Annotated in this window: 12 protein-coding genes; 7 read left to right on the top strand and 5 right to left on the bottom strand. The window is 72.2% G+C overall.

Annotated features, from left to right (window positions below):
* Positions 1-36: 36 nt before the first annotated feature.
* Positions 37-1239: a glycogen synthase gene (glgA, locus tag HNR22_RS29175; protein WP_246381018.1), complete on the top strand. Its 1203-nt coding sequence runs from the start codon at positions 37-39 to the stop codon at positions 1237-1239.
* 41 nt (positions 1240-1280) lie between these two features.
* On the opposite strand, the gene HNR22_RS29170 is transcribed toward glgA, so the two are convergent.
* The 3 genes from HNR22_RS29170 to HNR22_RS29160 all read right to left on the bottom strand — a co-directional run bounded on the left by HNR22_RS29170 (position 1281) and on the right by HNR22_RS29160 (position 3123).
* Positions 1281-1676, bottom strand: coding sequence for a fluoride efflux transporter FluC (locus HNR22_RS29170; RefSeq protein ID WP_179783067.1), 396 nt, complete (start codon positions 1674-1676; stop codon positions 1281-1283).
* On the bottom strand, positions 1676-2074 hold the full coding sequence (crcB, locus tag HNR22_RS29165; RefSeq protein ID WP_141908682.1) for a fluoride efflux transporter CrcB: 399 nt from the start codon (positions 2072-2074) through the stop codon (positions 1676-1678). The genes HNR22_RS29170 and crcB overlap by 1 nt, the downstream gene beginning before the upstream one ends.
* A gap of 104 nt (positions 2075-2178) precedes the next feature.
* Positions 2179-3123, bottom strand: coding sequence for an inositol-3-phosphate synthase (locus HNR22_RS29160; protein WP_179783066.1), 945 nt, complete (start codon positions 3121-3123; stop codon positions 2179-2181).
* A 141-nt stretch (positions 3124-3264) separates the two neighbouring features.
* Here HNR22_RS29160 and HNR22_RS29155 point away from each other — a divergent pair, with 141 nt between their 5' ends.
* Entirely contained in the window at positions 3265-5445 is a 2181-nt protein-coding gene (locus tag HNR22_RS29155) for a maltotransferase domain-containing protein (protein WP_179783065.1), read from the top strand.
* Positions 5433-7535: a 1,4-alpha-glucan branching protein GlgB gene (gene glgB, locus HNR22_RS29150; protein WP_179783064.1), complete on the top strand. Its 2103-nt coding sequence runs from the start codon at positions 5433-5435 to the stop codon at positions 7533-7535. Before HNR22_RS29155 ends, glgB begins: the two co-directional genes overlap by 13 nt.
* A 96-nt stretch (positions 7536-7631) precedes the next feature.
* On the opposite strand, the gene HNR22_RS29145 is transcribed toward glgB, so the two are convergent.
* Together HNR22_RS29145 and HNR22_RS29140 are read right to left on the bottom strand one after the other, a co-directional pair.
* Entirely contained in the window at positions 7632-9635 is a 2004-nt protein-coding gene (locus HNR22_RS29145; RefSeq protein ID WP_179783063.1) for a family 10 glycosylhydrolase, read from the bottom strand.
* Between the two features lie 64 nt (positions 9636-9699).
* Positions 9700-10740, bottom strand: a complete 1041-nt coding sequence (locus HNR22_RS29140) for an App1 family protein phosphatidate phosphatase (RefSeq protein ID WP_141912519.1) — start codon at positions 10738-10740, stop codon at positions 9700-9702.
* 121 nt (positions 10741-10861) lie between these two features.
* Between HNR22_RS29140 and HNR22_RS29135 the strand changes: the two genes are divergently transcribed.
* The 4 genes from HNR22_RS29135 (at position 10862) to HNR22_RS29120 (ending at position 15203) form a co-directional block, all read left to right on the top strand.
* Positions 10862-12481 (top strand): hypothetical protein, encoded by a 1620-nt coding sequence (locus HNR22_RS29135; RefSeq protein ID WP_179783062.1) that lies wholly within the window; start codon positions 10862-10864, stop codon positions 12479-12481.
* 65 nt (positions 12482-12546) lie between these two features.
* A complete protein-coding gene (yaaA, locus tag HNR22_RS29130) occupies positions 12547-13344 on the top strand; it encodes a peroxide stress protein YaaA (RefSeq protein ID WP_179783061.1) in 798 nt (265 codons plus the stop codon).
* Between the two features lie 107 nt (positions 13345-13451).
* Positions 13452-14162 (top strand): hypothetical protein, encoded by a 711-nt coding sequence (locus HNR22_RS29125; protein WP_179783060.1) that lies wholly within the window; start codon positions 13452-13454, stop codon positions 14160-14162.
* 78 nt (positions 14163-14240) lie between these two features.
* Complete coding sequence (locus HNR22_RS29120; protein ID WP_343060009.1) at positions 14241-15203, top strand: TAXI family TRAP transporter solute-binding subunit; 963 nt, start codon at positions 14241-14243, stop codon at positions 15201-15203.
* The last annotated feature ends 6 nt before the right edge of the window (positions 15204-15209 follow it).

Here is a 15209-nt window from a genome sequence, read left to right as displayed (position 1 = left end):
TCGTACGGGGACTCTTCTGCACTAGGGTGCGGGGTCATGACGGAACCCACCCCGCTGCGCGTCGATCTGCTCACCCGCGAGTACCCGCCGGAGGTCTACGGCGGCGCCGGGGTGCACGTCGAGTACCTGGCCCGGGAGTTGCGCCGCCTCACCGACGTCCGCGTGCACTGCTTCGGTCTGCCGCGCAGCGAGCCGGGCGTCACCGCGTACGCCGAACCGCCCGGCCTGACCGGCGCGAACGCCGCGCTGCGCACGATGGGCGTGGATCTGGAGATGGCCGCCGCCGCGGCCGGCGCCGACGTGGTGCACAGCCACACCTGGTACGCGAACATGGCCGGCCACACCGCGAAGCTGCTGCACGGGGTGCCGCACGTGGTGACCGCGCACAGTCTGGAGCCGCTGCGGCCGTGGAAGGCCGAGCAGCTCGGCGGCGGTTACGCGCTCTCGTCCTGGATCGAGCGCACCGCCATGGAGGCCGCCGACGCCGTGATCGCGGTCAGTGGGGGGATGCGCAACGACGTGCTGACCGCCTACCCGCAGATCGACCCGTCCCGGGTCCGGGTGGTCTACAACGGCATCGACACCATCCAGTACGCCCCGGACTCCGGCACCGACGTGCTGGTCCGGCTCGGTGTCGACCCGTCCCGACCCAGCGTGGTCTACGTGGGCAGGATCACCCGGCAGAAGGGCCTGCCCTACCTGCTGCGAGCCGCCCGGGAGTTGCCGGCGGACACCCAGCTCGTGCTGCTCGCCGGCGCGCCGGACACGGCCGAGATCGCCGCCGAGGTGGAGGACCTGGTCGCCGAGTTGCGGGCCAACCGCTCCGGCGTGGTCTGGGTGGCGGAGATGCTGCCCAAGCCGGAGGTGATCCAGGTGCTCACGCACGCCACCGTCTTCGCCTGCCCGTCGATCTACGAGCCGATGGGCATCGTCAACCTGGAGGCGATGGCCTGCGAGACGGCCGTGGTGGCGACCGCGACCGGCGGCATTCCCGAGGTCGTGTCCGACGACGAGACGGGCCTGCTGGTGCCGATCGAGCAGGTCAGCGACGGCTCGGGGACCCCGTTGGAGCCGGAGAAGTTCGTCGCCGACCTGGCGTCGGCGATCAACACGCTGCTCGCCGACCCGGCGCGTACCGCCCGGTTCGGTCAGGCCGGTCGGCGGCGCGCCGTGGAGCACTTCTCCTGGGACGCCATCGCCCGGCAGACGCTCGACATCTACCGCTCGCTGCTGGCGTAGGGGGCCTGACGGAGAACGCCGCCGGACCGGCGTGCCTGCGCCTAGATCAAGCTGCCGAGCCACAGGCCGAGCGCGGCCAGCACGAGGCTCGCGCAGAGGCTGCCGAGTACGTTGAAGGCCTCGACGGCGGCGTTCTTGCGCAGCAGTCCCAGGGAGTGCCATTCCTCGGTGGAGAAGGTGGTGTACGCGCCGAGGAAGCCGACGCCGACGATCGTGGCGAAGTCCTGCGCGCCAGCGGCGGTGTGTTTCACCGCGTAGCCAGTGACGATGCCGAGCACGAAGGCGCCGGAGACATTGATCAGGAAGGTGCTCGCCGGGAAGGCCTTGCTGGGCCCGTTGGCCCGCCTGCTCCACCACGGCTTCACCAGCGCGTCCACCCCGGCCCGGGACAGCGCACCCAGCCCGCCGGCCAGGAACACTCCGATGCCCACCCACATCACGCACCCCTTCCCGCCGGGTGCCCCACCCGCAGTTCCGCCAGACGGGCGCCGAGCGCCGCCGCGATCACCCCACCGACGATGGACACGACGAGGTAGACGATCCCGATCCCACTGCGCCGCGCCCCGATCAGTTGGTCAGCCTCGACGATGAAGTGCGACCAGGTCGTGAACCCGCCGATCAGTCCGGTCGACAGAAACGGCTTGCCCCACGGGCCCGGCAGCCGATGTGCCGCGAGCAGCGTCATCACGGCGCCGAGAGCGAAGGCGCCCACCATGTTGATCACGAAGGTGACCCAGGGGAAGTCAGGTGGCGTGGACGGCGCGAGGCCGAGCCCCAGCAGGTAACGCAGGGTGGCGCCGATGCCACCGCCGACGACGATCGCGAGGATTGTCATTCGCTCATTCACTCACCGTCGTCCTCCACCGACGCCCCGGCTGGGCAACCCTCACCCGTACGGTCGACGCCCCGCCCGGTCTCCCCGACGCCCTGCGTCGCCAGTCAGATCGCCGTTCCGGGCGGAGACTTGAGCAGGGACGTCGCCTGAGCGGGATGACCACCGTGCCCGTTGCGGAGCGCGCTGGCCGCGATGCGGATGAGGTCGATGTTGACCCCGGCAGCGCCACTGGGGTCGTCCACCCTCAGTTTCACGTCAAGGCTCACCACCGTTTCGCCCCAACCCCGCGCCTCGATGTTGAGGTGCGCCACCTTCTGTGATCGCAGGTGCGGCAGGTACCCGAGCGGAGCCATCTCGACCTTGCCGGCATCCGGCAGGGCGTTGAGCTTGGACCGCTTCTTGGTGTTGGGGTTCTCGACCAGGTTGCGGAAGTCCTCGGTGCCGCCCAGATTGACCTGGTAGGAGCTGACCAGCGTGAGGCCCCGCTCCTGGAGCAGCCGCAGCAGCGCGTTGTGCACCACCGAGGTGCCGAACTGGCTGGCCAGGTCATCTCCGAGCAGCGGCAGACCGGCCGCCTCGAACCTGCTCATCACCTCCGGATCGCGGGCGATCGGGTCGGCGGTGGTGTTGATGAAGGCGACGCCCGCCCTGCACGCTGCCTCGGCGTACGCCCGGGCGACCTCCGGTCGGCCACTCGGCGCCGAGTAGAGCAGCACCTCCGCCCCGGCCAGCGCCGCCGCCACCCTGTCCACCCCGGTCGCGTCGACCAGCCCCTTGGTGACGGGGACACCTGCCTCGGGCAGGTCGCAGTCGAGCCGGGGGAAATTGTTGGGCGGCAGGAAGATCGCCTCGGTCAGGTCCTTCCCGATCTTCTCCTGAGAGGTGGCGAAGGCCGCCACGAACTCGATGTCGCCCACCGCGAGCCCGTCGACGGCGGGCCTGCGGACACCCACCAGACTGCCGCTGTGGCGGTGGAGCGCGATTCCCTGCACCAGCGCCGAAGTGTTGTTGCCGACACCCACTACCGCGACTCTCGCCTGCTTGATCATGGCCGGAGGCTACGTCACGTCACGTCACGTCACCCGCACCGCGAAGACGCGAATGCACGGATCCTGGCTCGCGCCGCAAGGGTGGGATGGACAGGCGTGCTTGGCCGCGCGCGAACGGATCTCGCGCAGTAGGTTGGCGGGGTGACTGGACGGTTCCCGATCGAAGACGTCTCCCCCGTCGTCTCGTGCGGGCGGTACCCGGCCAAGGCGGTGGTCGACGAGCCGGTCCCGGTGTCGGCCCGCGCCTACCGGGAGGGGCACGACGCGCTCGGCTGCAACGTGGTCTGGACGGGTCCGGACGGCGAAGCCCGGCCGTTCACCCGGATGCGCCCCGGCGAGCCCGGCCAGGACCGGTGGCACGCCACGATCCGGCCGGACGCCGTCGGCTCCTGGTCCTTCGCCGTCGAGGCGTTCCAGGACCCGTACCTGACCTGGCAGAACGCGGTGATCAAGAAGATCGCCGCCGGGCAGGGGCCGGAGGACCTGGCCAACGACCTGGCCGAGGGCGCACGCGTGCTCGCCGCCGCCCGGGACCTCGTCCCGACCGCCGACCGGCCCCGTGTCGCCGATGCCCTCACCGCGCTGGTCGAGACCGACCTGCCGCTGCCGCAGCGGGTCGGCCCGGCACTGGCACTGGCCGACCTGCTCTGGGAACACCCGGTGCGGGAGCTGGTCACCACCGGTGACACACACTCGATCTGGGTTGACCGCAAGCGCGCGCTCTACTCGGCCTGGTATGAGTTCTTCCCCCGTTCAGAGGGGGCGGTGGGTGGCCGCTCCGGCACCTTCGCCACCGCCACCGACCGGCTGCCCGGCGTGGCCGCGATGGGCTTCGACGTGCTCTACCTGCCGCCGATCCACCCGATCGGCCGGGTCAACCGCAAGGGCCGCAACAACGCGCTCACGGCCGGGCCGACCGACGTGGGCTCACCGTGGGCGATCGGCGCCGCCGAGGGCGGCCACGACACCATCCACCCCGACCTGGGTACGCCCGCGGACTTCCGCGCCTTCATCGAGGCGGCGGCGGCGCAGGGCCTGGAGGTCGCGATGGACCTGGCGTTGCAGTGCGCGCCGGACCACCCGTGGGTCACCGAGCACCCGGAGTGGTTCACCACCCGGGCCGATGGCAGCATCGCGTACGCGGAGAACCCGCCGAAGAAATACCAGGACATCTACCCGGTCAACTTCGACAACGACCCGGAGGGCATCCGGGCCGAGGTGCTGCGGGTCGTGCTGCACTGGGTCGGCGAGGGCATCCGGATCTTCCGGGTGGACAACCCGCACACCAAGCCGTTCGACTTCTGGCACTGGTTGATCGCCGAGGTGAAGGCGGTCGACCCGGACGTGCTGTTCCTGGCCGAGGCGTTCACCCGGCCGGCCATCATGCATGGCCTCGGCAAGATCGGCTTCACGCAGTCGTACACCTATTTCACCTGGCGCACGACGGCGGCCGAGATGCGGGAGTACTGCGAGGAGCTGGTCGAGTCGGCCGACTACATGCGGCCGAACTTCTGGCCGAACACGCCGGACATCCTGCACGAGTCGTTGCAGCACGGCGGCCCGCCGATGTTCAAGATCCGGGCGGTGCTGGCCGCGCTGCTCTCCCCGTCCTGGGGCATGTACGCCGGCTTCGAGCTGTTCGAGCACGTGGCCCGGCCGGGCGCCGAGGAATACCTGGACAACGAGAAGTACGAACTGCGCCCCCGGGACTGGGCCGGCGCCGAGGCGCAGGGCCGTTCGCTGGCACCGTTCCTCACGACCCTCAACCGGGTACGCCGTGACAATCCGGCCCTGCACCAGCTCCGCAACCTGCGCTTCCACGAGATCGACAACCCAGCGCTGCTCTGCTGGTCGAAGCACGACCCGGAGACCGGCAACGCGGTCATCGTGATCTGCTCGTTCGACTCGCGCGAGGTGCAGTGGGGCAACACCACCCTCGACATGCCGGCGCTGGGCTTCGACTGGCACGAGCGGTTCACCGTGCACGACGAGCTGACCGGCACCAGCTACGACTGGGGTCAACGCAACGCGGTGCGGCTCGACCCGTACCTGCAACCGGCTCATGTGCTGACCGTGCGTCGGCCGGCCCCGCCGACCGAGACGCAGCCGGCGGGCGCCGAGCCGGCGGACCTCACCGTCGCCGAGGTGCCGGAGGACCTCTCCGGCGGCACCGCGCCGACAGCTCCCGCGCCGACAGCTCCCGTTCCGACTCCGCCCCGCCGGTCGGGCCCGGTACCGACCCCGCCGCGCCGATCGGCGACCCGCCCGCCCGCCTCCGCACCGACCGACGCCGCCCCGAAGGACGCCCGATGGACCAGCTGATCTCCGGCGCGACGCACGACCCGCACGCGCTGCTCGGCGCGCACCCCGCCGACTCCTCGACGACGATCCGCACGATGCGCCGGGGCGCCGGCGACGTGGTGCTGCTCGTCGGCGACGAGCGACACCCGATGAAGCGGGTGCACGACGTGGGCGTCTTCGAGACCCAGGTCGAGGGCACCGTGCTCGACTACCGGGTGGAGGTCGACGGCACCGCGCACGACGACCCGTACCGCTATCCGCCGACTCTCGGCGAGCTGGACCTGCACCTGATCGGCGAGGGCCGGCACGAGCGACTGTGGGACGCCCTGGGCGCACGGGTCTTCGACGAGGGCGTGGCGTTCAGCGTGTGGGCGCCCAACGCCGGCGGGGTCCGGGTGGTCGGCGACTTCACCGGCTGGGGGCCCGACGACGGCTGGCCGATGCGCTCGCTGGGCTCCAGCGGCGTGTGGGAACTGTTCGTCCCCAACGCCCGGGTCGGAGCCCGCTACAAGTACCGGGTGCTGGGCGCCGACGGGCAGTGGCGGGACAAGGCCGACCCCCTGGCCGCGTACGCGGAGGTGCCCCCGGCCACCGCCTCGGTGGTGCACCACTCGACGTACCGGTGGAACGACGCGGACTGGCTGGCCCGACGGGCCGAACGGCAGCCGCACCAGGAGCCGATGAGCGTCTACGAGGTGCACCTCGGTTCGTGGCGACCCGGGCTGAGCTACCGCGAGCTGGCCGACCAGCTCACCACGTACGTCACCGAGTTGGGCTTCACGCACGTGGAGTTCCTGCCGGTGATGGAGCACCCGTTCGGCGGTTCCTGGGGTTACCAGGTCACCGGCTACTACGCGCCGACCTCACGCTTCGGTGACCCGGACGAGTTCCGGCACCTGGTCGACCGGCTGCACGCCGCGGGCATCGGCGTGATCCTGGACTGGGTGCCCGCGCACTTCCCCAAGGACGAGTGGGCCCTCGGTCGCTTCGACGGCACCCCGCTCTACGAGCACCCCGATCCGCGCCGTGGCGAACACCCCGACTGGGGTACGTACGTCTTCGACTTCGGCCGCAACGAGGTGCGCAACTTCCTGGTCGCCAACGCGCTCTACTGGTGCGACCAGTTCCACGTCGACGGGCTGCGGGTGGACGCCGTCGCCTCGATGCTCTACCTCGACTACTCCCGCAACCACGGCGAATGGGCCCCCAACCAGTACGGCGGCCGGGAGAACCTGGAGGCCATCGCGCTCATGCAGGAGGTCAACGCGACCGTCTACAAGCACCACGCCGGGGTCGTCATGATCGCCGAGGAGTCCACCGCCTGGCCGGGTGTCACCAGCTCCACGGCAGAGGGCGGGCTGGGCTTCGGGTTCAAGTGGAACATGGGCTGGATGCACGACACCCTGCTCTATACCTCGAAGGACCCGATCTACCGCCAGCACCACCACCACCAGCTCACCTTCTCCCTGGCGTACGCCTGGAGCGAGAACTACGTGCTGCCGATCAGCCACGACGAGGTGGTGCACGGCAAGGGCTCGCTGGCCGGCAAAATGCCCGGCGACACCTGGCAGCGGCTGGCGAACGTACGGGCGCTGTTGGCGTACATGTGGGCGCACCCGGGCAAGCAGCTGCTCTTCATGGGCTCCGAGCTGGCCGACGACCGGGAGTGGAGCGAGGAGCGCGGCCTCGACTGGTACCTGCTGCACGACCCGGCCCGCGCCGGGGTGCAGCGCCTCGTCGCCGACCTCAACCGCGTCTACCGGGACACCCCGGCGCTCTGGGCACAGGACACCGAGCCGGCCGGCTTCCGGTGGATCGCCGGCGACGACGTCACCAACAACACCATCTCGTTCGTCCGGATCGCCCCGGACGGCTCGACGCTGGTGTGCGTGGCGAACTTCTCCGCCCAGCCGCTGCACGACTACCGGATCGGCCTGCCGGCCGGCGGAACGTGGACCGAGGTGCTCAACACCGACGCCCACCACTACGGCGGCTCCGGGGTGGGCAACCTGGGCGAGGTACGTGCCGAGGACGTGCCGTGGCACGGCATGGTCGCCTCCGCGGCCCTCCAGGTCCCGCCGCTCGGTGCCGTCTGGCTCCGCCAGGGGTGAGGTGCGGGCGGGCCGTTCGGTTCAGCAGGGACCGGCGCCCTCGTGGAAGCGACCGTCCCCCGGAGCGTCGAGACGCCCCGGGGGAACAGACGCGGCTCAGAGCCGGGTGATCCGGACGGCGTCGGCTACGACGTACCCCTGGGTGCTGGTCCAGCGGCTGACCCCGACGACCTGGCGCGTCCCCGCGGCGAAGTCGTAGGTGCCCAGCACCCGCCACTGGCCGCCGCCGGTGCGCTGGTCGACGAAGGCCGTCACGGTTCCGTTCGCGGTGGCCACCAGGTGCGGCGTGGCGCTGTTGTAGCCGGGGTCCGCCGGGTACCAGACCTCGACCCGGTACGAGCCGGCGGCGGGCAGGGTCGCGCTGAACCAGGCCGGGTCGCTGACCGCCTGCGGCTCGGCGAATCGGTAGTTCGTGCCGTACCGCGTGGTGAGGTACGACGACGTGCCCCAGGTGGCGGCGGCGGTGAAGCCAGCAGTGGTGGTGTTGTCCACGATCACGCTGAACGTGCCGCCGGTGCCGCTGACGACCCGCGCGTTGCTGGCCGGGCTCTCGTGGTGCAGCCGGTCCAGGGCGGTCACCAGGTACCGGTAGGTCGAGCCCGCCGCGGCGGTGGCGTCGGTGAACGTCCCGGTGCTGCCGGACGCGCGCACCGTGCCGAGCAGGTTGCGGGCGTCGGCCAGGTCGCAGGGGTCGACCGCGCCGTCGCCGGGCAGTCGGTACACGGCGTACTCGGCGGTGCTTCCGGTGCCGCCACGCTGCCAGTTCAGGATCACACCGCCGGTGCCGCGTACCGCCGAGGTGAGGTTCGGTGCGGCGGGCGCTGTGCCACCCACGCCGGCCGGCGAAAGGGCGGGCCTGCGGTAGTGGTCGGTCGCCACCCGGGAGACGGCACCGATGCGGTCGGCGCGTACGTCCTTGGCGCTGAAGTGGATGTCGCCGAGGATCCGGGGGTAGGTGCGGTTGAGGGTCAGGTGGTCGGTCAGTTCCGCCGGGTCCTGCCAGGCGGCGTCCTGCCCGGACGCCCCGGCGCGGTAGGTGGCCTGCCCCACGAGCAGCTGCACGTTGGTGCCGGTGACAGTCTCCGACCACCAGCGGACCAGCTCCGCATAGTCGGCCGACGGGTGGCCGATCTGCCAGTAGATCTGCGGGGCGATGTAGTCGATCCAGCCCTGCTTCACCCAGCGTCGGGTGTCGGCGTAGATGGCGTCGTACGACTGGAGGCCGGTGGTGCGCGAGCCGAGCGGGTCGGTGCCGGCGTTGCGCCAGATGCCGAACGGGCTCACGCCGAGCTTCACCCACGGCTTCGCCGCCCGGATCTTGGCACTCATTTCCTGCACCAGCAGGTTGACGTTGTTGCGCCGCCAGTCGGCGATGGTGCTGAAGCCGGCGCCGTACTGGGCGTAGGTGGCCTGGTCGGGGAAGCCCCCACCGCTGCCCGGGTACGGATAGAAGTAGTCGTCCCAGTGCACCGCGTCGATGTCGTAGCGGTTGACGGCGTCCATCATGGCGGTCTGCACGAAGGCCCGGACGGCGGGGATGCCGGGGTTGTAGTAGAGCTGGCCGTTGTAGGCGACGGCCCAGCCCGGGTTCTTGCGGGCCGGGTGGCTGGCGGCCAGCTTGGTGAGGTCGGTGTGGGTCGCGACCCGGTACGGGTTGAACCAGGCGTGGAATTCCAGGTTGCGGGCGTGCGCCTCGGCCACCATGAAGGCCAGCGGGTCGTAGCCGGGGTTGCCGCCCTGGGTTCCGGTGAGCCACTGCGACCACGGCTCGTACGTCGAGGGCCAGAACGCGTCGGCGGCGGGGCGGATCTGCACGACGACGGCGTTCATCCGACGCTGCTTGGCCAGGTCGAGCCAACCCCGGTACTCCGCCTGCTGGGCGGCGGCGGTGAGCCCGGTGCGGCTGGGCCAGTCGATGTTGGCCACGCTGGCGATCCACATGCCCCGGAACTGCCGTTTCGGGGTGGCCGGATCGGTCACGCAGGCTGCCTGGGCGGCCACCGGCACGGTGTCCGGCGGGGTGGCGGGGGCTGCTGCGCCGAGCATCAGCGCCGCTACCAGCGCCAGGCCTGGAAAATATCGATAGCAGTCTCTGGGCATGAAGGGATTTTCAAGGTTGCCCGACTGTTGTGCAAGTAACCTTCACGACGGCGAGGTCGAGCGGTCAGACCAGCCCGGCGTCGCGCAACAGCTTCCACAGCCCCGCGCCGTCGGGTGCGGAGAGCCACTTCTGCCCCACCGGTCCCGCCGACGACGAGCCGGCCGGGGCAGGCAGGCTACCGGCCAGCACCGACTGCGTGGGCGAGAGCCGACGGATCGCCACCCCGGCGACGTTCTCCGGGTGGGCGGCGGCGAACTCGCGGTAGATCTCCTGGTCGTGCTGCCCGTCGTCGCCCACCAACAGCCACTTCACGTCGGGAAACTCCTTGGCCATCCGGGCCAGGGTGACCCGCTTGTGCTCCCGCCCGCTGCGGAACCAGCGGTCGGCGGTCGGCCCCCAGTCGGTGAGCAGCAGCGGCCCGGCCGGGTAGAGGTGCCGAGACAGGAAGCGGGTCAGGGTGGGGGCCACGTTCCACGCGCCGGTGGAGAGGTAGAAGACCGGGGCGCCGGGGTGTCCGGTGACGAGCCGCTCGTAGAGCACGGCCATGCCAGGCACGGCGTTGCGGGCGTGCTCGTCGAGCACGAACGTGTTCCACGCGGCGAGCAGCGGTCGGGGCAGCGCGGTCACCATCACCGTGTCGTCGATGTCGGAGATGATGCCGAACTTGACCTCCGGGTCGAGGATGCGCACCGGCGCATCGACCGGCTCGGCGTCCGGCACGCTGAGCCGGACAGTGCCCCAGCCGGGTGGCAGGTCGGCCTCGACCAGGGTGTCGACGAAGCCGCTGCGGTCGGCCTGCGTCTCGTGCCGCACCCCGCCGGCCTCGATGGTCACGGTGACGTGCTTGTTGGGCAGAGTGGTGAAGCTGCGCCAGCCGCGGACCTTGTCCAGCCGACCCCGCTGGCGGGTGTCCGGACGGCCCAGCAGGACCCGGCACATCACCCGCACCCAGCCCGGCGCGCCATAGCCGGTGTACGCGACGATGTTGACCCGCCACCCTGTGCGCCGCAGCCGACGCTGGACGAGCTCGTGTACGGCGTCCTCGATCCGCGCGGCTCGGTGCAGGTTCGGAACGGCCAACTGGCCGGCGGGAGTGGGTGGCACGCGCCAACCCTGCCACACGTCGTCAGCCACGGCCACGTGAGCCGTCCCGGCTGCGCCGATCCACCTCGGCGACCCCGCCGAACGTGAAACACTGCGTCGGGACGGCGACGGGGGCGTGGTCGTGTCAGATCTGGAGCAGCACCGTGGGCGATGGCGCCCGCGACTCGACCGGCCGGCGCTCGTCGCGCTGCTGTTCGGGCTGGCCGGTGTCGTCTACCGGCTGGTCCTGACCCTGTTCACGGTGCCGGTGTCGAACAGCGACGAGGCAACCTTCGGTCTCGCCGCGCTGCACATCGGGCAGGGCCGGGAACGCCCGGTCTTCCTCTACGGTCAGCACTACATGGGGATGCTGGAGTCGTACTTGGCCGCTCCCCTGCTGGCGGTGGCCGGGCCGAGCTGGCCGGTGCTGCGGCTGCCGATGCTCGCGCTGTACGCGCTGTTCCTCTACCTGATCCACCGGCTGACCCGCCGGCTCTGCACACCCTGGTTCGCCACCTTCGTCGTGGGCCTGCTCGCGCTCGGCGGAGAGCGGGTGGTGCGCGATCAACTCACGGTGGTCGGTGGCCGGCCCGAGGTGAAGCCGGCGGTGCTGCTGATGCTGCTGATCACCGTGGGGTTGGCCGCCGGCACGGTTCGCCGCCGACGGCTCGCGGTCGCGGTGTTCGGCCTGCTCGTCGGGTTGGCTGCCTGGTCGGACTGGCTGATCCTGCCGTACCTGGCGGTGGCCGGGCTCGCCCTGGTGTGGGCGGTGCGGCGGGAACTGCTCGGCTGGTCCGGCCTGCTGCTGGTGGTGGGGGCCGTCGTCGGGGTGGCGCCGATGATTCTCGACAACCTGCGGGCCGGGCCCGGTGAGGACTCGCTGTCGGTGTTCCGCGAGGTCAGCACCAAGGCCGGGCCGGTGCCGCCGTGGTCGGACCGGATCCGGGGCGGTCTGCTGGAGGGGGTGCCGCTGGCGCACGGGCTCTGCCCGGTGGGCGGCTGCGGCCGGTGGCAACAGTGGTTCGGCGTGTTGTATCCGGTGCTGCTGGTGGTCGGCGCGGTGCTCGCGGTGCTCGCGTACCGTCGCGCGGCCGGGGCGCCGCGCGGGGAGCGGGTCGGGCCGGTCGTGCAGCTCGCGCTGGTCGCCGGTGCCGCGTTGACCCTGCTGTCGTACGTGCGCAGCCCGCTCGCCGCGACCAGCCCGCTGGACAACGCCCGGTACCTGTCGGTGCTGCAACTGTCGGTGCCGGCGGTGCTCTGGCCGCTGTGGGTGGCGGCGGTGGCCTGCTGGCGGGGGACGGTCGGGGCGCTCGGCCGGCTCACCGGCGCGCTGTCCACCGCGGTGCTGGCCGCGCTGACCGCGACCACCGTGGTGATCACCGTGCTCTTCGCGGCCACCGACACCGGCGCGTCGCGGACCGAGGAGCGCGAGGCCCGGGAGTTGGCCGCCGCGCTGCGCGCTGACGGACCCCACGAGGTGTACGGGGACTACTGGACCTGCAACCGGTTGATCTTCAACACGGATGAGACGGTGGTCTGCGGAGTGCTCGACGGCGACCTGTCCCCCGGGCAGAACCGCTACCTGCCGTACTGGCGGCAGGTCGGGCGGGCCGAACGACCGGGGTACGTGGTGGAGGTCGACTCGCCGATGGACCGGCGGCTGCGCCGGCTGCTCGCCGACCGTGCCGACACCGCACTCGTGCGCGAGGTCGGCGGCTATCGCGTGTACCACCCCGACACCCCGGTACGACCCTGGCGGTAGCGACGGGTCGTACGCTGGCCGGGCCGGCGCGTGGGGCGCCGCCGTTGCGCCCGTCGAGGAGAACCATGCTCATCCTGCTGCCGCCCTCGGAGGGGAAGGCCGACGCCGGCACCGGGCGGCGCTGGGCCCCGGACCGGGTCTCGCTGCCCGAGCTGAACCCGGCCCGCGAGCGGGTGCTGGACGCCCTGGTGGCGCTCTGCGCCGGGCCGGACACCGACGCCGCGCGGGCCGCGCTCGGGCTCAGCGACGGCCAGCGCGGCGAGCTGCTGCGCAACGCCCGGCTGCGGGAGGCGGCCACCGCGCCGGCCGAGCGGCTCTACACCGGGGTGCTCTACGAGGCGTTGGACCTGGCCTCGTTGCCGGCTGCGGCGCAGCGCGCGGCCCGCCGCTCGATCATGATCAGTTCCGGGCTGTGGGGCACGGTCCGGCTGGCCGACCGGATTCCCCCGTACCGCTGCCCCATCGGCGCTCGCCTGCCGGGCGTCGGGGCGTTGTCCGCGTACTGGCGTCGGGAGCTGACGCCGGTGTTGGACGCCGCCGCCGGCAAGGGCCCGGTGCTGGACCTGCGCTCCGGCGCGTACGCGGCCACCTGGACGCCGCGCGGGACGCTGGCCGAGCGGACCGTCACCGTGCGGGTGCTGCACGAGCGGGAGGTGGACGGCGTACCGGTCCGGTCGGTGGTGAGCCACTTCAACAAGGCGACCAAGGGGCGGCTGGTCCGCGACCTGCTCGTCGCCGGTGCCCGACCGCGCACCGCCGACGAGCTGGTCGGCACGCTGGGCGAGCTGAAGCACACCGTCGTGGAGCAGACCAACGCTCCCGGCCGGGTACGGCAGGTCGATCTGGTGGTCACCGAGCTGTAGCGGTTCCGGCAGCCGCAAGATTTGCTCAAGGCTGGGCCGGAGGAGTTCCGTAACGGCGAGGCAGGAGCCACGGTAGGGGAACCCAGACTCCGACAAGGGAGCCTTCGTTGACCCTCGAACCCGCCCTGCTCGACCGGCCCCGCTCCCCGGCGCCGTCCTCTCCGTTGGACTGGCTGACCCTGGGCGACGCGTTCGAGGCTGCCTGCCTGCTGCGCTGCACACCGCCGCCGACCGCCGCCCGACCGGGCGCGGCACGCCTGGCGCACGCCCCCGGGGTGGAGTTCAACCGGGAGGACGCCGCACAACGCACGCGGCAACTGCTCGCCCGGCTGGACATCCCGGTGACCCACGAGGTCGTCGTGGGCGGTCTGCGCCGCCGCTACGAGCTGCACCGGCTCTGGGTGCCGCAGGAGCACCGGGAGGCGTACACCCGGGTGTTGGACGCGGGCTGGTGGCAGGGGCGGCGTGAGCTGCTCGGCGGGCCGCTTCCCGGGGCCTCGCCGGCGCGCCGGCGGTTGGTGAGCCGGCTCGCGGCGGCGGCCTGGCGCTCGGCGCTGCTGGCCGCCGGGCGGCACGTCCGCCGGCACATCCTCGGCGTGCGGCTCACCGACCGGGAGCTGGCCGCGGTGCTGATCCGCAGCGCTGCCGTGCTCGACGTGCCGGCCCGGCTGCGCCCCGGCACCGGTTGCTTCCTGGTCAGCGTCGCCGACGGCCCGGACCGGGCGCGGATCCTGAGCAGCGCGGCGTTGGAGCCGGCGCGCGGGCCGGTGGCGGCGCGGGGCGGCGCCGTGGCGCCGGCAGGTCGCCCGGCCTGCTGATCGAGGTTCCGGCCACACCCGCCCGGCGCGGCGGCAGGGGGCTTGCGCGCGCCGGAGCGACGGCGCACAGTGCACCGCGTGAGTCGTACCTCGTCCCGCCGGCCCGGCCGCCACCGCGCGGGGCCGGCTGCCCTGTTGACGGTGCTGCTGACCGCGACCCTGGCCGCCGCAGGCTGCCGGGACGCCCCGACCGCGCCGACGACGATCCGGATCGCCACCGGCAGCCCCACCGCCGTCTACTACGCGTTCGGGCAGTCCCTGGCGGCCATCCTCAACCGGGAACTGCCCAACGTGCGGGCCAGCGTGGTGATCACCGCCGCCTCGGCGGAGAACGTCCAACTGGTCGGGTCCGGCGCGGCCGAGCTGGGTTTCACCCAGGCCGACGTGCTGCCCGCCAGCACGGCGGAAAGCCCCGCGGTCGAGGCCATCGCCCGGGTGTACGACGACCAACTGCACCTCGTCACCACCGGCGGCGGCCCGGTCCGCACGGTGGCCGACCTGCGGGGCCGTCGAGTCTCCGTGGGCGCGTCCGGCTCGGGCACCGAGATCACCGCGACCCGGCTGCTGGAGGTCGCCCGCCTGGGCGGTGACGAGGTACGCCGGGAACGGCTCGGGCTGGACGACTCGGTGGCGGCGCTGCGGTCCGGGCGGATCGACGCGTTCTTCTTCTCCGGCGGGTTGCCGGTGCGGGGCATCGAGGAGCTCGCCTGGCGCAGCGCCACCCGGGTCGTCGACCTCAGCGAATGGACCGAGCCGCTGCGCTCCCGCTACGGGCAGGTCTACGTCTCCCGGGACATCCCCCGCTCGGTGTACGGGGTGGACGCGGTGACCACGGTGGCCAACCCGAACTACCTGATCGTGCGGGCCAACCTGCCGGAGCGGTTGGTTCGGGAGGTGACCAGGCTGTTGATGGAGCGCCGGGCCGAACTGGCCGCCGCGCACCCGGCGGCGGGCCGGATGAGCCCCCGCTCGGCGATCGTCACCGCGCCGCTGCCGTTGCACCCCGGGGCCGCCGCCTGGTACCGCGCGGCCAAACCCTGACGGCGG

The organism is Micromonospora jinlongensis (assembly GCF_013410645.1).
Lineage (GTDB): Bacteria > Actinomycetota > Actinomycetes > Mycobacteriales > Micromonosporaceae > Micromonospora > Micromonospora zamorensis.
The sequence above is the reverse complement of the archived record's forward strand: the minus strand, read 5'-3'. Positions and strand labels throughout refer to the sequence as shown.